This is a genomic window from Niallia sp. 01092, assembly GCF_052318935.1.
Lineage (GTDB): Bacteria > Bacillota > Bacilli > Bacillales > Cytobacillaceae > Niallia.
Genome location: NZ_JBQRKO010000003.1, coordinates 229,299 through 251,172, shown reverse-complemented (window position 1 = coordinate 251,172; position 21,874 = coordinate 229,299). Strand labels below are relative to the sequence as shown.

The following is a 21,874-nucleotide window of genomic DNA, read 5'->3' as shown; positions in this document are numbered from 1 at the left end:
TACATTGTAGGTGGTGAATAAATTGAAATTTAAATTGATTTTAATCATGTTTTTATTACTACTTCCAGGCTCCATTGTTTTGGCTGATGAAGGGACCGTAGACAAAACTGATTCTTCAAAAGATATGGAAATGTTTATGAATGGTTCCCATGAAGGTCATATGATGAATAATAAAACAGGGAATTCTGCACACAATGAATCTAGTACTGATGAAGAGGGAGGGCATAACCACTCAGAACAGAACCTCAAAGAAACGCCCCCTAATTACAACGTGTTAAGCGTATTTGGCGCCATTAACCTAGTATTCTTAGTTATAGGCTTTTGGAATAAGAGAATAAGAAAGAGGGGAAAGATAGATGTCAATACTGGACAAAAAGCATAACCAAACTAATCAGCAGATTAATTTATTGAATATTCCGATAGTCGATACGTTTATTAAGAGTAGATGGTATCCTGGTATTTTTCAATGGGCAGCTTTTGTTATTTTTTCCATCATCGTATTTCAATTAGTAGTAGGTACAGTCAGTCCACAAACTAATTTTGGCACATCGATGACATGGGTGTTGTGGTGGCCGATAATTCCCGTTCTGTTTATTGTGGCAGGGAGATTTTGGTGTGCCGTTTGTCCGTTTGGAAAACTAAGTGACCTTGTTCGAAAATTTTCTGGAAGTGAAAAGCGAATGCCAAAGTTTTTAAAGAAATACGGCATTTGGTTCATTGATGTGTTCTTTATCATGATTACATGGAGCGACCATGTGTGGGGAATTGTGGAATCACCAAGAGGTTCAGGTTATTTGCTGCTTGTACTTGTGACAATGGTTGTCGCCACATCTGTTTTATATGAACGGCGTACATTTTGCAAAACGCTTTGCTTTCTAGGAGGATTGGCGGGAAACTACTCACGCTCGGGAATGTTGGAGTTAAGAGGGACACCAGAAATATGCCGTACATGTAAATCACAATCATGTTTTAAAGGAAACGAAAAAGTAGAAGGATGTCCAATGTTTCAATATGTCTGAACGATGGATTCAAGTGCTGAATGTAATTTATGTGGAAATTGTGTGAAAGCTTGTCCTAATAACTCGATTAGAATTTCTCCTCGTGTACCGACTAAGGAAATATGGAGCATTAAAAAACCAAAAATAGAACACGCCTCACTTGCGGCTGTCATTATGGGAATAGTATTTGTACAAAATATTACGATGTTAAAGATTTGGGAAGACATTCTTAGAATGATTGCTTCATTGACAGGGACAACAAATTATACTGTAAACTTCACTGTTGCTTTTGTTATTTCTATGATACTTCCTATTCTCTTATTATTAGGAACTGCAAAACTTGCTAGTATGTTAAAAGGAGATAAAGAAAAGATAAAAGAAAACTTCGTGCGGTTTGGCTATGCGATTATTCCTTTGGATTTAGCTGGACATTTAGCTCATAATCTATTTCATATTTTAACTGAGGGGAAAGCAATTTGGTTTAACTCAGCAGCGTTATTTGGAACCAGTTTGAGTGGTGATTTGAGCTTGGCATCTGTCTCATCTGTTCAGTGGATTCAATATGCTATTATCATATTTGGGCTTGTTGGTTCCATTTATACAGTCTTTCGTATTGGCAAGAAGGGTTCCTTTAAACAATTAGCTCCATACTATGCTTTGATGCTTTTCTTAACTGTTGCAAATCTCTATTTATTTTCATTGCCAATGGTCCATCGAGTGTAAAAAAGAAAGGAGAAAAAATGAAATTAAAGCTTTTAGCAGGATTAACAGCTGTAGGATTGCTCCTTTCCGGATGTAGTTCCGATGGTGAAAAAGAGTATTCAAAAAAACTTGATAAAGGATTTAACGTAGAACATGTTCATGGTGTGGCTTATTCAAAAGACGATTTCATCTATATGGCTACCCACAAAGGAATGATTGTGACAAAGGATCGTGAAAAAAAGTGGTCATTTGTTGGAAAAGATGATTTTGATTTGATGGGATTTCATATGCAATCGGATGGAACAATGCTGACGAGCGGACATCCAGGACCAACTTCTGATTTGCCTAATCCACTCGGAGTGCTGGAAAGTAAAGATGATGGAGGAAATTGGAAAACGAAAGCGTTAGGAGGAAAAGTTGATTTTCACATTCTAACCTCAAATATAAAGAACCCAAATATCGTGTATGGTGTAATTCAAATGGGCAACGGAGATTATAAAGCGGGAATTTATAAGAGTAAGGATAAAGGAGAAAGTTGGGAGAGGGTAAAAGGAACTGGTTTCGTGAACGATTTTCATGGTGTTTATTCACTGCTGTCCTTTCCAAACAATGAAAACGGATTGCTTGCAGGGACAAATACAGGGGTTTATCGGTCAGAGGATGGTGGAGCAACATGGAAAATCGTAGATGAAAAACGGTTAATTACTGCATTAAGTGTAATTCCAGGTTCAAATGATCTGATCAGCTACTCTATAACAGAGAGGGATGCTGGAATGATGATAAGTAAAAATAATGGTGCAGCGTGGGGAAAAATCGGACTTGACCTTAACAAGGATGCCGTTGCCTATTTTGCTATTCAGCCAAAGAAAACAGAAAAGATAGTCGCAGTAACATTTGAAAATAATCTCCTTTTAAGTGTTGATGGCGGACGAAACTGGGAAACATTAATGGAAAAAGGAGTAAAGAGTAAGTATAGAGCATTGGAAAATTTTCTTTCAATGCTCTTTATATTAAAAAAGGGGAAATAAGATTGTGACAATTAAACGAAAAAAAATATCGGTTATCGGTAGTGGATATACTGGAGCAACATCCTCTTTTTTATTGGCGCAAAAGGAATTAGGGGATGTTGTATTAGTAGATATTCCGCAAATGGAAAATCAAACAAAGGGGAAAGCACTGGATATGCTTGAGGCAAGTCCAATTCTAGGATTTGATGCTAGAATTACAGGAACCTCTAATTATGAAGATACAAAGGACTCAGATATTGTAGTGATTACTGCAGGAATTGCCCGCAAGCCTGGAATGAATAGAGATGATTTAGTTCAAATTAATCAAAGCATTATGATAATTGTTGCTAGGGAAATTGTAAAATATTCACCAAATTGCTTTATTATTGTTTTAACAAATCCTGTTGATGCTATGGCTTATACAGTATTCAAGGAATCAGGTTTTCCTAAAAATAGAGTGATAGGTCAATCAGGAATTCTTGACACCGCTCGCTTTCGAACTTTTGTTGCACAAGAGTTGAATCTTTCTGTGAAAGATATAACAGGTTTTGTACTAGGTGGACACGGCGATGATATGGTACCGTTGCTTCGATATTCTTATGCAGGAGGAATACCTCTTCAACATCTTATTCCGAAAGAAAGGCTTGAAGCAATCGTTGAACGAACTCGTAAAGGGGGAGGGGAGATTGTAAACTTAATGGGGAATGGAAGTGCTTATTACGCACCAGCTGCATCATTGGTCGACATTTGCGAATCTATATTAAAGGATCAGAGACGTATTCTTCCTACTATTGCTTATTTAGAGGGGGAGTATGGTTATAATGGCATTTATTTAGGCGTCCCAACGATTATTGGCGGCAACGGGATGGAGAAAGTAATTGAATTAGATTTAAGTATAGAAGAAAAAACAGCTTTAGATAAGTCAGCAACTTCTGTAAAACAAGTCATTGATGCTCTAGTAGATTTTGAATAGTTGAAGACTAATAAAGAGGGGAAGTATTGAAATGAAAAAAGGGGGAAAAGGTCTCCCGATGCATTTGGGCGATGTTTAATAGGAAAATAATTGTCCAGTCAGACCTTTTACGTCAATTCCTTTGTAACTCCTGGTTGTTGTGACTTTTGTACCCATCTTCACCATAAAGATTTGATTTTGATAAAGTCGACTGCTTAGCTAATTGATTGCCAAAAAACAAGTAAGCTGCGAGAAAGAAAAAGTATAGAGAGGTTTAAGAAGCCATTTCTTATCATAATATCCTTCTTTTTTCATATGGATTTGGTGAAATTTGAAACAATAGCAATGAACTGACAGAAAGGGTAAGAAAAATATTTATCATGATGACAGATTGATTTTGAGCAATCATTTCCCAAAGCATAGCACCCATCATTCCACTCATCATCCCTGACATAGTTCCTTCAAGTGCAGGGAGTATCCCAAGAGCTAAACCGTAAGCTGTTCCTGCAAGAACAATATCAATTGCTATAGATTTATATGTCCGAGCGATTTTTTTGTATTTTAGATTTAAAAATAACACAAAATCTAAAGAAAAATTTGTTAGTGAAACGAGTATAGAGAAAAGATTATCAATTTATTTTTTCTTTTAAAGGAAGTTTTAAAAAGAAAAATGGTTGTTCTACTTCAATAGAGAAATCTAAAGAAAAATATAAGTAACTGCCTATTACTATTTTGGGAGTTACTTATATTTTGGGACATGGTTGTATTAATTATTTCTTTTTCCTAATTTTTATAAAAATATATAATAGTAAAAGAATAATAGTAATATAAATAATATTCTCCTCCAAGAAAGCTGATTTTATATTGAATATTTTATTAATAGAGTAAGCCTCTATTAATAAGGAAGGAATCTTGCCTATTGTACTTGCAATAGTAAAGGCGCCAACCTTAATTTTGCTAAATGCTGCTGTTAGTGTAACTACTCCTGATGGAATAAAAGGGAGGATTCTTAAGATAATAATAAGAATGATAGCTTCAGATGTAGAAGCGTTTTCCAATCTTTTTAATAAATTGTTCTTGTTTTTACTATAGGACCTTATTTTGTATATGCCTTTTCGATAGATAATAAAACTAACTAAAGCTCCTAAGGATTCTCCGATTATGGATATAATCACCCCTTTTTCAAAAGAAAAAAAGTGTATATTTGCACCGGTAAGAAAAGCACTAGGCAGGAATCCGAAAATGGCGATTAATATATTCAAAGTAATACTAATAATAGCTGACAATATAGGATTTGAAGGCAAATAATTAAGCAGATAATCTGTCAATTATTATCCTTTCCGGCCCATTTGTACCCAACTCCCCAAACAGTCAACAAGTATTCTTCAGCAGGGAATCCAGCTTTTCGGAGTTTGTCCCGCAAATTTCTGATATGGGAATCTATCGTTCGATCTTCTGTTGTTACACTATGTCCCCAAATAGAATGTATTAAGTGATCTCTTGTGAAAACTTTATGATGATTTTGTAGAAAAAGGTTCATCAAAGCAAATTCTTTTGGAGTCAGTGTAATGTCTTTTCCCTGATATTGTAATTCGAAAGATTCCTGATTTAATGTAAGTCCTTCAAAAAATAATTTATGCGTGCTTTTCTTATTTCTTCTTAGCATCGCTTCTATTCTTGCTGCAAGCTCTTCGCCATCAAATGGCTTTGAAATATAATCATCTGCGCCGAGTCTTAAGCCTTTTACAATATCTCGTTTTTCTGTTCTTGCTGTAAGCATAATAATCGGCGTGTCCCAATATTTTTTTATTTCTTTGCATGTATCCCATCCATCCATTTCTGGCATCATTACATCTAGTAAAATAAGATCGACTGGATTTGATTCTAAATAGATAATGGCATCCATTGCAGAACTTATCTTGATGCAATGATATTCTAAAGGGGATAAGTAAAGGGCAATCAAGTCTAGCATTTGTGGTTCATCATCTACTATTAGGATGTTTTTCATTATTTATCAGCTCCTTTATTATCAAAAGTTAAGATTAAAGTTGTGCCGCTATTTAGTTTGCTGTGGACATTTATTGATCCACCTTGAGCGTGAACTAGTTCTTGCACAATGGCTAATCCAAGTCCCGTTCCGCCTAATGACCTTTTCCGAGACTTTTCCACTCGATAAAATCGGTTGAAAATGTAAGGAAGATCTTTATCAGGTATGCCTTTCCCATTATCTTTAATGATGATTTCAGTTGTCTTCTTTTTTGGGATAACTGTTATCATCGTTTTACTGTCGTCGGATGAATATTTGATAGAGTTATCCAATAAATTGATTATAATTTGTTCGAGTCTTGATGGATCAGCATATAAATAAGTCATTTCAGGGCAGCAGATGATAAGGCTCATATTTTTCTCCTTAAATGCAGGGGATAGCTTAAGATCCATTTTTTTCAGCAAATCATTCAGTAAAATCTTTTGTTTTTGAATAACGAATGAATTTTTATCAATTTTTGCTAATGCAAATAAATCTTCAATTAAGGAAGAAAGACGATTTGCTTCATCAACGATAATCTTCAAATATTTCTCTTGGTCTTCGCGGTTAAGATCTCTTGTCATGACAATATCTGAATACCCTTTTATATAAGTCAAAGGCGTTCTAAGCTCATGGGATATACTGGCTAAAAAGTCATTCCGTTCTTTTTTTAAATAATTTAAGTCCTGCGCAAGCAATTTTATCGATTCAGCCAACTCTCCTAATTCGTCGTTTCCTGTTTTAGGAAGGGTAACGGAAAAATTGCCTTTACTGATTTGATAGGTAGCTTCTTTCATTTTCATGAGTGGCTTTGTAAGGGCTTTTGTTAAAATAATGATGACGATAAATGTAAGAGACAGCACAATAAAACCAGTTAGTAAAAAATGTTGATTTAATCTTTCTATTAATGATTGGATAGATGTAGTCTCTTGAAACATATAAACAAACCCTATTGTTTTTTTGTCCATTGCAATAGGACTTATCGTGATAATATAAGGTTTATTTTCCCAGTCAGCTTCGACTATTTGACCTTTTGCAGCAATCTTTGATTGCGGCTTTTTTAAATATTGTTCTATTTGATTGTTTTTAAAAGAGGAGCCTAATATATGACCAGAAAAATCAGTTATAACTACATCGGTAATAGCTTCAGATTCCATTAATGCAACATGGCTAATGGTATCTTTATCAAAATGATCTTCAAGAATATCACGGTGAGCATTCCCTCTTGCCTGTAAGGAAGATAATTCTTCCTCTACACGAGAGTTGACTAGAGCGTTATGTAGAAAGAAGAACATAAACGTTTCCAGTCCGAAAATAATGAAAAAGAATACGATACCTAATTTTATAGAGAGTTTGTTCAATCTTTATCACCTTCATTCGAATTAAATGAATATAAGTTATCACTCAAACTTCGCACCTTCAAATTCGTTTGCAAATCTTGATAGGACTTGGTTTAGAACAATAAAAAGGAAGGCTTGTTTTTTTATTGTTGAGGTTGCTTTCCACTACGGGTTGCTTCGCTTTCCGCGGGGGGGGGGGAGCTGAGCCTCCTCGGCGTTGCCTTGCGGGGTCTCAGCCTTCCCACATTTCCCGCAGGAGTCTTCGCACCCTCCGTTACAAGCAACTTGTTTTAAAATAAGTTCTTGTTTTCGAATTTCATTACAAGGTATTATTGCTAAACAATAGTAGCGTTGATTTTTTTCATGTTTTTATTCAACGTTGTTCTACCAAAATGTGCCGCTTGAGTCTATTTCTATAAGGTGGGTGTTTTTTACCAGTTCAGCGACAGCAACTAATTGATAAAACGGCTTGATTGAAGTAGAAGGTGCGAGACTCCTGTGGGATTAGCGGGTTAGATGAGACCCCGCAGGCGCAAGCGCCGAGGAGGCTCATCGCACGCCCCACGTATCCTGAAACGGAAAGCAAGCCCCTATTTGTAAGGAATAATGTTTGCAAAAAAAACACTCAAAAAGACTATTCAATCACCCTTATCTAAATGCTCTAAACTAAGTTATGGAAATACATGAAGAGGAATTAATAACTGCGAAGTTTGAGTTATCATACTTCAATTGTTTAAAGAATTTATGCAGAAAAAAAACTTATAGCTATTTAGTATGTTACACCAAGTAAAAAAGCTTATCCACTCAAGGAATAAGCTTTTAGATAAGTTAACATACATTCATTTTGTATACACATTATTTAATTGGAGATAATTCACTTTCTGTTACCCATTGATGGTTTTTCACGGTTTCGCCGCCGGTTGTTGGTTTGTAATCCACCATGTAAATCGTGCTTTTTTCGGCTGAATCAATTGTAGCTGTTGCTCCCTTCATGCCTTCCATATGATCTACATCTAAAACAACTTCCGCTCCAGGTTCGAAAGATTTATCACCTGCATCTTTAAGATCTTCTTGAATGACCCATTTATGATTTTCAACTTTTTCTCCACCAGTTGTTGGAGTATAAGATACAGCATAAATAGTCGTGTCATAGGCACCAACAATCGTTGCTTCAGCACCCTTCATGCCTTTCAAGTGGTCAGCATTAATAATCGCTTTACTTCCAACTTTATAGGTTGGATTTTCTGCAGGTTTCATCCCTTCTGGAACTTCACCTGAGTCAGAATGGTTCATATTACTATGATCCATGCTTTCCTTACTCTCTTTATTTTCTGAGCTTTCCTTATTTTTATCATTAGAGTTGGAGCAGGCTCCTAATACTAAGAAAAGGGCTGCAATTAATAATAATACTGATTTTTTCAACATGTAAATAACTCCTCCTTTGATGTTTAACAATATACCAAGAAAATGTGCAGAAAATATGGAGTGACTCCATTAAAGAAAAAAGTACTCTAGTCTGTTTCTACCCGTATTTTGAGATTTCTAAAACATTTTAAAAATATTACAACGAAACATAACTGTAAAATTTTTTAACTGCTATTTCGACAAAAAGTGATGTTATAATTTTGCTTATTGAAATAGATATTAGTGTTTAAGTTTACCTAGGGGATAAATCAATATTTTAAAAATGTTATAGAAGTAAAAGCATAAACGCCAGTCAGGAGAAAAAATCAGAAATGAAAAAACTAACACTTAAGACCTCAGCTATAAAAATTGGAATTGCAGCTTCTTTTACTTTATTTTTTATTGATTCTAGTGCATTTGCATCTTCGGTTCAAGACTTACATAGTAAAAAAGATGTTCAAGAAAATCGTTCTGAAGTAGAGTCTGGGATAAATAAAGTGAACCAAGAGTTAAATCAATTACACAATGAACAAGATAAAATTAATTCAGAAATACAACGCCTTGATATGTTAATTAGTGATATAAATCAAAAAATACGGGATAAGAATGAGGAAATTACGAATACAAAAATAAAAATAGAGGAATTAAAAAAAGAGATTTCTGAATTGCAAGACCGGATAAAAAAGCGGGAAGAGTTGTTAAAAGAACGTGTTCGGTTATACCAACAAACTGGGAGTATCAGTTATTTAGATGTAATTATGGGATCTCAAAGTTTTAGTGATTTTATCGATAGAGTAGGTGCTGTTGCAACTATAGTTAATGCAGATGGAGACTTGATTCGTCAGCATCTTGATGATAAGGAACTTTTAGAAAAAAAACAAATAGAAATAAATGAAAAGTTGGAAAGCTTGCAACAATATGTAAATGATATGGAAATAATGAAGAAAAACTTAGATGTTCAAAAAAAGGAAAAAGATGATATCATGGCTTCATTGAAAACTAAAGAAGAATCTTTAGAGAACGAGAAATTAAATTTAGAAGAGGAACAATCGTTGCTTACAGCACAAAATGAAGCAATCGGAAAAGCAATTGATTTAGAAAACACACGAAAAAAAGACACGGCAGGACAAGCTTCTACTGAAAATAATAGTTTTGGAGTATGGATTAAACCAGCTGAAGGTCGATTAACATCAACTCTAGGAGAGAGATGGAATAAATTTCATGCTGGAATAGACATTGCAAATAGTGCTGATGTTCCTATAGTTGCTGCTTCCGACGGCGTTGTTAGTAGATCTTATTATTCCTCTAGTTATGGGAATGTTGTCTTTATTTCTCATTCAATCGATGGACAAATCTATACTACTGTCTATGCACATATGGATAATAGAAGTGTTCAAGCAGGAGAAACTGTTTCTAAAGGACAGCAAATTGGCATTATGGGAAATACTGGTCATTCATTTGGACAGCACTTGCATTTTGAAATGCATAAGGGTGAATGGAACCAAGCAAAATCAAATGCTATTAATCCATTAGATTATATGTCTATATAATATCAGGCTATTTAGAAGAGGAAAATAAAACATTTTGTAAAAAATGTAAATCGTTTTAGGTATTGTAAAAAAAGAATCTTAATTTAAAAAGCCATTGCTTTGTATGCAATGGCTTATTTTAATCTTTCTAAAAAATGCATAATTGAAAGATTCAAAGCGTTTATTTGAATAGTCCATATTAATTTTGTACTTCATTAATTTTTACATAAATTTTTTGTTTATCCTCAGAAATTCCCATTATCAGAGTTGTTCTATTTGTAATAGTTAATATACGTCGAATTTCTGTTGGAATAGAGATGCGTCCATCCCTAATATAACATTGATTTAAGGTTTCATTATCATGTGCAGCTTCTATAAAAATCGTTTTATTTACAATATATACAAAGAGAAGATCCCCATCGGTTATTTTTAGCTCTTCCTGTAGATGTTTAGGGATAGAAATTTGCCCGTTTTTATATATTTTCCTTTTGATCAGAATTACCAACACCTTCTACAATCTTTCTAAAAGAATAGATTAAATTCAATAAATTTTGACGTAGTTTTTTTATTATATTAAGTATTTGTGAAGAAATTATGCAGATTTCTTATTCATATTCTTAGTAATAAAAGTTAACAAGATGTATAAAAAGTATTTTGCTAAAATTTTACTTATACTTAAAGTTTAGTAAATTTTTATCGGATTTTGTCTCTTTTTATATGATGTAAAGTATGATATCGAAGGGTGTTAGATAAAAGGATCTCAGCTTTTTATGAGGAGGAAAATAATTGGAACAAGCTTTAATAAATGTCATTGGGGAATTGAACGATTTTTTATGGTCTAAGTTGTTAATAATTATGTTGATTGGAACCGGTCTATACTTCACGGTTAAATCACGATTCTTGCAAGTTCGTATGTTGAAAGAAATGTTCTTTGTATTAAAAGAAGGGAAAACAGGTTCTAAGTCTGGACTCTCTCCGTTTCAGGCATTTTGCATCAGCATGGCGGCTCGTGTAGGTACTGGAAATATAACTGGTATTGCCATTGCTATTGCACTTGGCGGTCCTGGCGCCATTTTTTGGATGTGGGTTATTGCGCTAATTGGTGCTACTTCTAGTTTCGTTGAAAGTACACTTGCACAAATTTATAAAGTGAAAGACAAAGAAGGTTTCCGCGGCGGTCCTGCTTATTATATGGAAAAAGGGTTAAAAAAACGATGGATGGGTGCTGTATTCGCTGTCTTAATTACTCTTTCTTTCGGCTTCGTTTTTAATGCGGTACAGTCGAATACTATTACAGTAGCATTTGAAAACTCTTTCGGAACAGACCGCCTTACACTTGGCATTATTATGACCGTTGTTTTTGCTACTATTATTTTTGGCGGTATTAAACGCATTGCGAAAGCATCTGAATACATTGTCATTGTATTAGCGGTTCTTTATATCGGCATTGCTTTATTTATTACCGTCATGAATATTACAGAAGTGTCTGGCGTTCTCATGCTGATTTTTAAAAGTGCATTTGGCTTGGAGCAAGCGCTTGGCGGATCATTTGCTGCCATCATCATGAATGGGATTAAAAGGGGACTATTCTCCAATGAAGCAGGTATGGGAAGTGCACCAAACGCAGCAGCAGCTGCTGTCACAAGCCATCCTGTTAAACAAGGATTAATTCAAGCTTTGGGCGTGCTTATTGATACGGGAATTATTTGTACTAGTTCTGCGTTTATTGTCCTGCTTTCACCGGTTTATAAACAAACAGAATTAAGCGGGATTGAGTTAACGCAAGCTTCACTAGCTACCCATATTGGTTCATGGGCTCCAGGTTTCCTTGCCCTTATGGTATTGCTGTTTGCATTCAGTACATTAATCGGAAACTATTATTATGGCGAAACAAATATTGAGTTTTTAAATACGAATAAGACAGCGCTTATGGTATACCGTATAGGTGTACTTGTTATGGTTCTCTTTGGATCTGTAGCAAAAGTGCAGCTAGTGTGGGATTTAGCAGATTTATTTATGGGCTTAATGGTAATTGTCAACTTAATTGCGATTTTGTTTTTATCTAAAATTGCCTTTGCGGCAATGAATGATTACATTAAACAGAAAAAAGCTGGGAAGGACCCTCAGTTTTATAAAGACAGCATCGAGAATCTAGAGGGCATTGAGGGTTGGCCATCTTCTTCTAAAAATAAAAAAAGCAATGTGATTTAATTTTAAAGTGTAAAAAACAGCCACAATTTTTTCAAGCAGATGAATTGTGGCTGTTTGTTGTTTACACTCTTTTCGTATAGTTTGTTGTTATTTACCCCGCAGCCTAAAATACACTTCGCTTTCCGTGGACGAGTGCCAAGCCTTCTCGTCGCTATACTCCTGTGGGAAAAAGGAGTACCACTCACGTATTTATTCCCGAAAGATAGGCAAAGAGCAGCAGCGAAAGGAACCACCTGATTTAATAATTTCGGAAAAATCAACTTCAATAACATGAAATCCTGCATTCCGTAGTTGCTCATTTATTCGTACATTTTGAGGAAGGCTTAGCATTTTCCCTGGTTCCAGTGACAGTACATTTGGCCCCATTGAAAATTGTTCCGCTTCGTCAACTTCAATTAACTTATAATGCTTTCTTATTAACGTGAGTGCATCTTCGGAGAAAGCATTTGAATAAATAATTGCTGTATTAGATGAAACAACATTAAATACACAATCTAGGTGCAGTATCTCTTTTTTTAATAGCAGAGGGATTACTTCATGAGTAGTAAGTTTAGTTTTTAATTCATTAACTGCTTCTTGAGAGGTCCTGCCACTTAGGCCAACCCATACTTTATTTTCGGTGATAATAACATCCCCACCTTCAATAGGACCTGATGTAATTTCAACATATGTAAAATGATGATAATCCAGCCAGTTTTTAAGTGCCGCTTCTTCTCCTTTACGTATATCGCTTTTCATATTTCCAATATATAAGGTATTCCCCAAACAAAAGCCAATATCTCTAGTGAAAACCTGTTCGTTATAACGTTCGTCGGGGGGAAGCATATGAACTTCTACCCCATTTTCCTGTAATACTGTAACAAATTCCTCATGTTGTTTCATAGCTTTCGCTTGATCAATATTATCCAAAAGATAGAGTTTCTGAGTCTCATTTATTGCTTGTTTGATACTCATATATTTCGGAGAACACACGACTACATGCTTCAGATGGTTATATTCCGTTCTGCAGTTTACATTACAGAGGCTTCCACTTTCTATCATTGTCATTTGCTCCCCTCAATAAATTTGAATATTAAAAATACTGAAGTTAATAGCTTACTAAAGTGATGCTTAAATAGGATATTTTCAAGCACTCAGAACAAAATTTCGACTCATGTTCAAATCTATTTATGTCATTTTAACAGATATGTTATGGTTTAATCCATCAAAAGCATAAAGGAAAATATAATATGTATTCCAGCATAAACTATTTTTTTATATAATATGCAGAAGTTAGTAAAAGGTTAATAACCTAGTCTCATTTTGTTATCTTGCTATTTCATTTTTAAAGCCTTATTTTTTCAAATTTAAAAGGTTATAGTGTTAGGTATGAAGCAAGTTAAAGAAGAGGTGAGGTATAATGAAGGACAGCGCCAATAATGGATTTCAAATGAGTCATGATCATGAACATTTGAAAGGCCTCGAAATGATGACAAATGAAATGTGGCAAGCAATTATAGATAATGATGCTTCGTACAATAAACAATTTTGCTATGCTGTAAAGACCACGGGGATTTTCTGTAAACCGTCATGCAAATCCCGCCTTCCGAAAAAAGAAAACGTGCTTATTTTTCAAAACGCAGAACAAGCACTTCATGCAAATTTTCGCCCTTGTAAACGCTGCAAGCCAACTAATGAGAAGTTGCCTGATAGTGAATGGGTTGCTTTTATCACTGAATACATTGATAAAAATTTTATCAAAAAATTAACGTTAGAAACGTTGGCGAATATTGCTCATGGGAGTCCTTATCATTTACATCGAACGTTTAAAAAGATGAAAGGAATTACACCAGTTGAGTATATACAACAGGTTAGATTAAATGCGGCTAAAGAGTATTTAATGCAAACGAATAAAGCTATTGCGGATATTGCTAGTTGTGTAGGTATATCCAATACTTCCTATTTTACAACTTTGTTTAAAAAGAAAATCGGCTATACGCCAGAACAATATCGTCAGCTGCGTCGTAAAAAAGGGAGGGGATCTAAAATGAATTCAAAAGAAACACCAATTATTTATTGGTCTTTGTTGAAGTATAAGGATTGGAACTTTTATATTGCTTCCACATCTAAGGGGCTATGCTATGTTGGTTCACAGAACAAACCGTACGAGGAATTGGCTGCATGGGCTATAAAAAGCTTTCCAGGGAGTCCTCTTGCTGAGGAAAGAGAAAAACTTGAACCCTATACGGTTGAAATCATTGAGTATCTAGAAGGAAATCGGAAAACTTTTACTGTACCATTTGATTATAATGGAACAGCATTCCAGCTTACAGTCTGGAACGCGCTTTGTGAGATTCCGTACGGACAGACGAAGTCATATTCCGACATTGCAAACGATATAAATAAACCATCTGCTGTTCGTGCCGTAGGGGCGGCCATTGGAGCTAATCCAGTTTTAATCACTGTGCCATGTCATCGTGTAGTAGGGAAGAATGGGGCGTTAACCGGTTATCGTGGTGGTTTAGAAATGAAGACACAGCTTTTAAATCTGGAAAGACAAGGTTTACCCAGCAATGATTAATAATTAGCGCAAGGAATAGAAGAGAATGACATTCTTAAATTGCAGACAACTAGACATATCATGAAAGCACCTACAGAAAGAAAACGTTTCATTCTGTAAGTGCTCACTGTACATAAAAGCTCTCACAAAAAAGAGTATGCAATGCGATTATTGTGTACAGATTTTGTTTAAGTTACTTTTTCTTGATGGCAAATACTTATTACATCCGCAAGATAGGCAAAGAACAGCAGCGAAAAGAACCACCAGATTTAATAATTTCGGAAAAATCAACTTCAATCACATGAAATCCAGCTTTGCGTAATTGTTCATTCATTCGTACATTTTGAGGAAGACTGAGCATTTTCCCTGGTTCAAGTGACAGTATATTTGGTCCCATTGAAAATTGCTCCGCTTCGTCAACCTCAATTAAGTTATAGTGCTTTCTTATTAACGTAAGTGCATCTTCGGAGAAAGCATTCGGATAAATAATCGCCGTATTTGGTGAAATCACATTAAATACACAATCTAGGTGCAATATTTCTTTTTTTAATGGGAGAGGTATTACTTCATAAGATGGCAACAATATGTTTAATTCATCTATTGCTTCTTGAGATGTCCTTTCACTCAAACCAACCCATACTTTATTTTCAGAGATAATAACATCTCCGCCTTCAATTGAACCTGATGTAATTTCGCTATATGTAAATCCATGATGATCCAACCAGTTTTTGAGAACTGATTCTTCTCCTTTACGAATATCACTTTCCATACTTCCGATAAATAAAGTATTACCTAAACAAAAGCCAATATCCCGAGTAAAAACCTGCTCATTATAACGAGCATCAGGTGGAAGCATATGAACTACTGCTCCATTTTCCTGAAGAACCTTTACAAATTGTTCATGCTGTTTCATAGCAATCTCTTGATTGATATTCTCTAAAAGATATTGCTTTTGCGTCTCATTAATAGCTTCTTTGATCTCCATATATTTTGGTGGACACACAACTACATGCTTTAGTTGATTGTATTCGTTATGGCATTTTATCTTAAATAGATTTTCGCTTTTTATCATTGTTGTTTGTTCCTCTCTAATACTTTGAATTAGTTATTTCAATACGAAAAGATTAGTGATCATTTAATCCTTAACGGACATTAGTTTTTCTGATAGTGCTCTTATTTTCTTGGATTTTCCTTTTTTTCTTGATGTTAAAATGATAATACAAATAGCAGAGTGCAATAAAAATTCCGCCCCCATATAAACCCGCCTTTTGATCTGGAATAAAGAACAGACTAATTAAGACTAGCCCATTCAATACAAATCCGAGGATTGGAACAATAGGGAACAAAGGTGCTTTAAATTTTAAATCTTTAATATCGCCGCCTTCATTAATAAAACGTCTGCGAAAGAAGAAATGAGAAGCACAAATGCACATCCAGGACACAATTGTGCCGACTCCGGCGATGGAGATTAACCACAAGTATACTGTGTCAGTTGAAAAGAAACTTGTTATTAAAGAAAATGAAGCAACTGCAAAGGTAATAAGCAAAGCATTTATAGGTACACCTTTTTTTGATAATTTTGATAAACGAGAGGGTCCCATTTCACTTCTTGAAAGTGACCATAACATTCTAGCGCCTGCATACAACCCAGAATTTGCAACCGATAATACTGCTGTTAAAATAACAAAGTTCATTATATCTGCAGCATAAGGAATCCCGATTTTATCAAGTACAGCCACAAAAGGACTTTCAGTAACGCCTGCTGTCTTATAAGGAATAATAGCTGCTAGTACAAACATTGCTAACACAAAGAAAAACAATGTTCTCCAAACAATATTACGTATCGAATTAGGAATTGTTTTTTCTGGATTTTCACTTTCTCCTGCTGCAATTCCAACAAGCTCTGTACCCTGGAATGAAAAACTGACCATCACTAATGTGAGAAGGACAGCTGTCATGCCATTAGGAAATAAGCCATGATCAGTTGTAAAATTTGATAAAAAAGGAGCTGCTTCATTTCCTTGAAAATGAATAAATCCAAACGTGGCAGCAAGACCGATAATGATAAATAAGACGACTGCTGCTATTTTAATACTTGAAAACCAAAACTCTGTTTCAGCAAAGCTTCGTGCAGATATTACATTGACTAATAAGGTGATACTGCCAAAAATTAAACACCAAACCCAAATGGGGATATCAGGAAACCATCTTTGCATTAATATACCGGCGGAAGTAAATTCTAGTCCCACCGTATTTGCCCAACCAAACCAATATAGCCAGCCAATCATAAATCCTGTAGAAGGACCTAAATATTTAGTGGTATAAGATTGAAATGATCCAGGTTCTGGCATAATAACTGCCAATTCTCCAAGGCATAACATGACTAAATACATTAAAAATCCACCAAGTATATACGCAAGCATAGAACCAAGAGGTCCAGCTTGACTAATCGTAAAACCTGATCCTAAAAATAATCCGGTCCCAATGACTCCGCCTAATGCAATCATAAAAAGATGCCTGCTTTTCATTGTCCGTTGTAATTCATATTGCTTAAAGCTGCTCATTATTTTCCTCCATACGTATTTTAAAGATACTTTTTGTTAAAATGCATGAATGCATATTTATAAACTTTAACGTATTTTTATTCTCTGAATTTTCAGAATTTAAAAGTTATAAATATGCACCTACAGATAGTAGTTGTTGTTTCTGTAGGCGTTTCTTTTAAAAACAACTTATAAGAAAAGTTAATTTTTTACTTATTTCTCTTCAAAGACTTTATAAATTCTTTCAATGGCCCAGTCTAATTCTTTCTTAGATATAGTAAGTGGTGGAGCAAAACGAATAACAGTATGATGAGTTTCTTTACATAGCAAACCTTCTGCTTTTAACTTTTCACAATAAGATCTTGCTTCTTCATGTAATTCTACTCCAATAAATAAACCTCGGCCTCTTACTTCTTTAATAACGGGGGTATTGATTGCTTGTAACTTTTCTTTAAAATAATTTCCTAATTCTAATGAACGCTCTGCTAATTTTTCTTCTTCAATAACTTCTAAAGAAGCTAAAGATACCGCACATGCGAGCGGATTTCCACCAAAAGTAGACCCGTGAGAACCAGGATTAAACACTCCTAGTATATCTTCATTCGCAACGACGCATGAAATAGGGAATACACCACCGCCAAGTGCTTTGCCTAGAATTAATACATCAGGCTCAATAGCTTCCCACTCGTAAGCAAACATTTTTCCTGTCCTTGCCAACCCAACTTGGATTTCATCTGCAATGAATAGGACGTTATGTTTTTTACAAAGTTCGAATGCTGCTTTTATGAACCCTTCTGGTGGCAGTATAATGCCTGCTTCTCCTTGAATTGGCTCGATTAGAAAAGCGGCTGTGTTAGGTGTGATTGCTGCTTTTAAGCTTTCCAAATCTCCGTAAGGAACTAGTTTTATTCCAGGCAGCATAGGACCGAATCCGCGTTGATATTCAGCCTCTGATGATAAAGAAACAGCTGTCATCGTTCGACCATGAAAGTTCCCTGTACAAGCGATGATCTCTGCTTGATTTTCGGCAATTCCTTTTACATCATAAGCCCAGCGGCGTGCTGCTTTAAAGGCTGTTTCTACCGCTTCAGCTCCCGTATTCATAGGTAGTGCCATTGTTTTATTTGTTAAGGAACAAATTTTCTCATACCATGGACCAAGCTGATCATTATGGAAAGCTCGAGACGTTAATGTTACTTTATCCGCTTGACGTTTCAAAGCTGCAATAATTTTAGGGTGGCGATGACCTTGATTTACTGCTGAATATGCACTTAGCATATCCATATATTTATTATTCTCCGGATCTTCTACCCATACACCTTGCGCTTTTTCAATGACAATTGGAAGAGGATGATAGTTATTGGCGCCAAATTTCTCCGTTTGTTTCATAATTTTTTCCGTTTTTTTGACTTCAGTTGTCATTGTGATTCCTCCTTAAAATGTTTTAAAAATGGTTTTCGCTTGCATAGAAAGGATTAACCTAAATATAAGTAATACTCGTATGTAAAAATTAGAACATTATTTTGTGCGTTTCCGTAATGCGGAAAACTAATCTATAATATGGAATCACAAGTCTTATTTTTAAATAATTATCAATATATGTCAATAGTTTTTGTTATTTTTTCTCACATGAAATTTAAATGTATTGCACTTTTTTAATTTCATGTTGCTTTATATTACATGTTCTGCTAAATTTGTTGTGTACAAAATATTCTAAATAATAAGATGAGTTGAAGATAATTATGGTACAATCGATTGATCGAGCAGTAAGTATTATTGAACTATTAGCTTCTAAGAATGATAGAGAATGGTGGTCTATTTCAGAAATATCAGAAAGATTACATCTTCCTGCAAGTACAGCACATAGACTACTAAATTCTCTTATTCGCCATGGTCTTATCTTTCAAAATCCTGAAACAAAACTATATAAACTAGGATATTTGTGGATCGAGATTGGGTTGCGTCAACTTGAAAAGTTAGATTTTAGGTCTGTAGCTCGGGAAGTGATGAAACGTTTATCACTTCAAGTAGAGGAGAGTATTTATTTAAATATTCCAGATGGAACAGATGCTATTATTATCGAAAGAGTGGACAGTCCACTCAATGTACGTATTATTGATAAATTAGGTTTACGAATTCCACTTCATATTGGTGCAGCTAACAAAACGATATTAGCTAATATGAATTCGGAAGAGATGGGATTTATTGCAAAAAAACTTATTCCAACCTCGGAGAATTATAACATCTTATTAGAGCAATTATCCCAAATAAAAAGACAAGGGTATGCTGTAAGCTATAGTGAGAGAACAGAGGGAACCTTATCTGTTGCCGCACCAATCTTGGACTTTAATCATAAAGTTGTAGGAGCACTAAGTATAGGTGTTCTAAATTACCGTGTAAAAGAAGAACGATTATCCTTTCTAATAGATCGTGTTAAAGAAGCAGCTAATGAAATCTCTATTGCTATTGGCAGAACATCCTGAAAAGCGGTATTCTGCTATTTTTTTGTTAGGCTATGTTAAAGCTCATTGTTGATTTTGGCACTATGTTGATTGGAGTGGAAGGTGTGAGACTCCTGCGGGAAAAGCGAGTCAGAGGGAGACCCCACAGGCGCACAGCGCCGAGGAGGCTCCCGGACCGCCCGCGGAAAGCGAACGCCTGAAACGGAAATCAACAGGCAAGTTTAACAGAGCCTTTTGTTAAAAATAGAAAATGTTTTATCATACAGAAAAAAGAGATCGCAATATGGTGTAGTAGAAAACGAAAGAACAATGAACAAAACCCTCGTTTAAATTCCTAGAAATATAGGGTTAGAAGTAGGTAACTGTACCTGAATAAAGAAATTTTCACATCCTTCTCAAAAAAAGAAGGGTGTTTTTTATTTTGTAAATGGAATGCTGATTAATAGAAGATAATCTTAATTTTTTTTTAACGAAATATTAAGATGAGATTCAACTTGTGTGTTTATAATTCAAGATGAAAATAATAGTATGTTCATCAAAATCCTCAAAAATGAAGTAATATAAAAAAATTTGTTTCATAAATATGTTTTAAATTTATATCTTCTTTTTTTTGAAAAGTTATCGATATTAATTAGGTTTTTTGTGGTCCTGTAATCAGTACGTGATTCCTCTACATTACTTAAAAATTAATTGTAAAGATTAAATTCACATATGAGGAGCCAATAAAGTATGTATGATAAAAGCAAGGATAAAATTCTTATACTATCAGCAACTTTTGGAGATGGGCATAAACAAGTGGCGAGGGCGATAAGTGAGGCTGTCGATTATACACTTCCTGATGCAGAGCCGATTATTTTAGATATGAAGGATTGGGTTCACCCGTATCTTTACCCTGTCAGCAACTATGTTTACAAAAGCAGCATTAAAAAATTCCCTCAAGTTTATAGCTACTTATATAGAAAGACCCGTGTAAAGACTGTGTTTTCGACCAAGTTGAATTCACTCTTTTCTATTGGAATGCAATCTATGCTCGAAATAATACAAAGGGTTAAACCTATGGTTGTTGTCAGCACCTACCCATTTGCCGCTGGAATCATTTCAAAATTAAAAGAGCAGGGCTTAATCGATATTCCTGCAGTGACAATCATTACCGACTATACAGATCATTCTTCCTGGATTCACCCATTTACCGACCAATATTTAGTCGGCTCTAGCCAGGTGAAAGATAGATTAATTTCAGTAGGAGTAGAGGAGTTTAAAATTAAACATACAGGAATCCCAATTCGTCAAAGATTCATTGAGAAACAGTCGCGAGAATTTTTATTTAAAAAATACCGGATGAATGCTAATAAATTCACTATTCTAGTGATGGGAGGAGGAGATGGTTTTATCGGCAAAGGTTTATCGACCTTCCAAGCATTAGAATCTATATCATCTAATTTACAACTGATTATTGTTTGTGGACGAAATAAGAAATTGAAAGAACAGTTGGAGCACGAACTAAAGAATTCTAAACATGATATTTTATTGATGGGTTTCTCCGAGAATATACATGAATTAATGGCAATTTCAGATGTTATGATAACAAAGCCGGGTGGGGTAACTACTGCAGAAGCTTTAGCGATGGAATTACCGCTATTAATCTACAATCCTCTTCCTGGTCAAGAAGAAGACAACGCTAGTTTTTTAATACAATCAGGATTAGCATTGTTGGCTAAAACTAAAAATGACTTGATTTTCAACATTCAAAGTGTAGTACATGATTCAAAACCATTAATGTTGATGAAACAAAGGACTAAGCAGCATCAAAAGAAAACGTCATCCTTAGATGCTCTTGATGTTATTGTTCGGATGAGCAACCGGGAACAGAAGCAAGAGATATGTTAATTGTTAAATCTTATTAGAAGGACCCAAGTAAAAAAAGCTTATCTACTCAGGGGATAAGCTTTTTTAAATTTTAATCCAAACATTATTTCAAGTGGTGATAATTCACTTTCTGTTACTCATTGATGATTTTTCACTGTTTCTTCGCCGGTTGTTTGAGTGTAATCAACTATGTACATAGTTACACGGTTGCACCCTTTATACTTTTCATATGATCTGCCTCTTAAATAACTTCCTATCCAGGTTTTAAAGATTCATCGCCTGCATTTTTTAATAG

General features: G+C 34.9%; 20 protein-coding genes and 1 pseudogene. 11 read left to right on the top strand and 10 right to left on the bottom strand.

The features are described 5' to 3' along the window. Positions 1 to 22: 22 nt before the first annotated feature. From ACTXGU_RS04985 to mdh, 5 genes are read left to right on the top strand one after another with little or no spacing between them, the layout of a single operon-like run. Positions 23 to 382 (top strand): hypothetical protein, encoded by a 360-nt coding sequence (locus ACTXGU_RS04985; protein ID WP_443480397.1) that lies wholly within the window; start codon positions 23 to 25, stop codon positions 380 to 382. Continuing rightward, positions 357 to 1,019 (top strand): 4Fe-4S binding protein, encoded by a 663-nt coding sequence (locus tag ACTXGU_RS04980; protein WP_443480396.1) that lies wholly within the window; start codon positions 357 to 359, stop codon positions 1,017 to 1,019. Before ACTXGU_RS04985 ends, ACTXGU_RS04980 begins: the two co-directional genes overlap by 26 nt. A 3-nt stretch (positions 1,020 to 1,022) precedes the next feature. Then, the gene (locus tag ACTXGU_RS04975; RefSeq protein WP_443480395.1) at positions 1,023 to 1,721 is read left to right on the top strand and encodes a 4Fe-4S binding protein; all 699 of its coding nucleotides are present in this window, start codon (positions 1,023 to 1,025) and stop codon (positions 1,719 to 1,721) included. A 17-nt stretch (positions 1,722 to 1,738) separates the two neighbouring features. Beyond that, positions 1,739 to 2,728, top strand: a complete 990-nt coding sequence (locus tag ACTXGU_RS04970; RefSeq protein WP_443480394.1) for a F510_1955 family glycosylhydrolase — start codon at positions 1,739 to 1,741, stop codon at positions 2,726 to 2,728. A 4-nt stretch (positions 2,729 to 2,732) separates the two neighbouring features. Next, positions 2,733 to 3,680, top strand: a complete 948-nt coding sequence (mdh, locus tag ACTXGU_RS04965; RefSeq protein WP_443480393.1) for a malate dehydrogenase — start codon at positions 2,733 to 2,735, stop codon at positions 3,678 to 3,680. A gap of 271 nt (positions 3,681 to 3,951) precedes the next feature. On the opposite strand, the gene ACTXGU_RS04960 is transcribed toward mdh, so the two are convergent. The 5 genes from ACTXGU_RS04960 to ACTXGU_RS04940 all read right to left on the bottom strand — a co-directional run bounded on the left by ACTXGU_RS04960 (position 3,952) and on the right by ACTXGU_RS04940 (position 8,450). Then, complete coding sequence (locus ACTXGU_RS04960; protein WP_443480392.1) at positions 3,952 to 4,239, bottom strand: hypothetical protein; 288 nt, start codon at positions 4,237 to 4,239, stop codon at positions 3,952 to 3,954. Between the two features lie 190 nt (positions 4,240 to 4,429). After that, entirely contained in the window at positions 4,430 to 4,987 is a 558-nt protein-coding gene (locus tag ACTXGU_RS04955) for a TVP38/TMEM64 family protein (protein WP_443480391.1), read from the bottom strand. Beyond that, positions 4,984 to 5,667, bottom strand: coding sequence for a response regulator transcription factor (locus ACTXGU_RS04950; RefSeq protein WP_443480390.1), 684 nt, complete (start codon positions 5,665 to 5,667; stop codon positions 4,984 to 4,986). Before ACTXGU_RS04950 ends, ACTXGU_RS04955 begins: the two co-directional genes overlap by 4 nt. Next, positions 5,667 to 7,046 (bottom strand): HAMP domain-containing sensor histidine kinase, encoded by a 1,380-nt coding sequence (locus ACTXGU_RS04945; protein WP_443480389.1) that lies wholly within the window; start codon positions 7,044 to 7,046, stop codon positions 5,667 to 5,669. Before ACTXGU_RS04945 ends, ACTXGU_RS04950 begins: the two co-directional genes overlap by 1 nt. Positions 7,047 to 7,880: 834 nt before the next feature. Further along, a complete protein-coding gene (locus ACTXGU_RS04940) occupies positions 7,881 to 8,450 on the bottom strand; it encodes a DUF1541 domain-containing protein (protein ID WP_443480388.1) in 570 nt (189 codons plus the stop codon). Positions 8,451 to 8,761: 311 nt separating this feature from the next. Between ACTXGU_RS04940 and ACTXGU_RS04935 the strand changes: the two genes are divergently transcribed. After that, positions 8,762 to 9,979, top strand: coding sequence for a murein hydrolase activator EnvC family protein (locus ACTXGU_RS04935; protein WP_443480387.1), 1,218 nt, complete (start codon positions 8,762 to 8,764; stop codon positions 9,977 to 9,979). Between the two features lie 178 nt (positions 9,980 to 10,157). Here ACTXGU_RS04935 and ACTXGU_RS04930 read toward each other — a convergent pair whose 3' ends face one another. After that, the gene (locus ACTXGU_RS04930; RefSeq protein WP_443480386.1) at positions 10,158 to 10,466 is read right to left on the bottom strand and encodes an AbrB/MazE/SpoVT family DNA-binding domain-containing protein; all 309 of its coding nucleotides are present in this window, start codon (positions 10,464 to 10,466) and stop codon (positions 10,158 to 10,160) included. Positions 10,467 to 10,744: 278 nt separating this feature from the next. Between ACTXGU_RS04930 and ACTXGU_RS04925 the strand changes: the two genes are divergently transcribed. After that, positions 10,745 to 12,169, top strand: coding sequence for an alanine/glycine:cation symporter family protein (locus ACTXGU_RS04925; protein ID WP_443480385.1), 1,425 nt, complete (start codon positions 10,745 to 10,747; stop codon positions 12,167 to 12,169). Between the two features lie 189 nt (positions 12,170 to 12,358). Here ACTXGU_RS04925 and ACTXGU_RS04920 read toward each other — a convergent pair whose 3' ends face one another. Next, the gene (locus tag ACTXGU_RS04920; RefSeq protein WP_443480384.1) at positions 12,359 to 13,216 is read right to left on the bottom strand and encodes a dimethylarginine dimethylaminohydrolase family protein; all 858 of its coding nucleotides are present in this window, start codon (positions 13,214 to 13,216) and stop codon (positions 12,359 to 12,361) included. A gap of 352 nt (positions 13,217 to 13,568) precedes the next feature. Here ACTXGU_RS04920 and ACTXGU_RS04915 point away from each other — a divergent pair. Further along, positions 13,569 to 14,174 (top strand): annotated as a pseudogene (locus ACTXGU_RS04915) (bifunctional transcriptional activator/DNA repair enzyme AdaA); the annotation flags it as partial. Between the two features lie 21 nt (positions 14,175 to 14,195). Further along, complete coding sequence (locus tag ACTXGU_RS04910) at positions 14,196 to 14,729, top strand: methylated-DNA--[protein]-cysteine S-methyltransferase (protein ID WP_443480438.1); 534 nt, start codon at positions 14,196 to 14,198, stop codon at positions 14,727 to 14,729. A gap of 199 nt (positions 14,730 to 14,928) precedes the next feature. Here ACTXGU_RS04910 and ACTXGU_RS04905 read toward each other — a convergent pair whose 3' ends face one another. From ACTXGU_RS04905 to ACTXGU_RS04895, 3 genes are all read right to left on the bottom strand, one after another. Next, positions 14,929 to 15,780 (bottom strand): dimethylarginine dimethylaminohydrolase family protein, encoded by an 852-nt coding sequence (locus tag ACTXGU_RS04905; protein ID WP_443480383.1) that lies wholly within the window; start codon positions 15,778 to 15,780, stop codon positions 14,929 to 14,931. A 70-nt stretch (positions 15,781 to 15,850) separates the two neighbouring features. After that, on the bottom strand, positions 15,851 to 17,272 hold the full coding sequence (locus ACTXGU_RS04900) for an amino acid permease (RefSeq protein WP_443480382.1): 1,422 nt from the start codon (positions 17,270 to 17,272) through the stop codon (positions 15,851 to 15,853). A gap of 192 nt (positions 17,273 to 17,464) precedes the next feature. After that, a complete protein-coding gene (locus ACTXGU_RS04895) occupies positions 17,465 to 18,673 on the bottom strand; it encodes an ornithine--oxo-acid transaminase (RefSeq protein ID WP_443480381.1) in 1,209 nt (402 codons plus the stop codon). 320 nt (positions 18,674 to 18,993) lie between these two features. Here ACTXGU_RS04895 and ACTXGU_RS04890 point away from each other — a divergent pair, with 320 nt between their 5' ends. Both ACTXGU_RS04890 and ACTXGU_RS04885 read left to right on the top strand, forming a co-directional pair. Further along, positions 18,994 to 19,734 carry an IclR family transcriptional regulator gene (locus ACTXGU_RS04890; RefSeq protein ID WP_443480380.1) on the top strand — a complete coding sequence of 247 codons (741 nt, stop codon included), beginning with the start codon at positions 18,994 to 18,996 and terminating at the stop codon, positions 19,732 to 19,734. Between the two features lie 708 nt (positions 19,735 to 20,442). After that, the gene (locus ACTXGU_RS04885; protein WP_443480379.1) at positions 20,443 to 21,600 is read left to right on the top strand and encodes an MGDG synthase family glycosyltransferase; all 1,158 of its coding nucleotides are present in this window, start codon (positions 20,443 to 20,445) and stop codon (positions 21,598 to 21,600) included. The last annotated feature ends 274 nt before the right edge of the window (positions 21,601 to 21,874 follow it).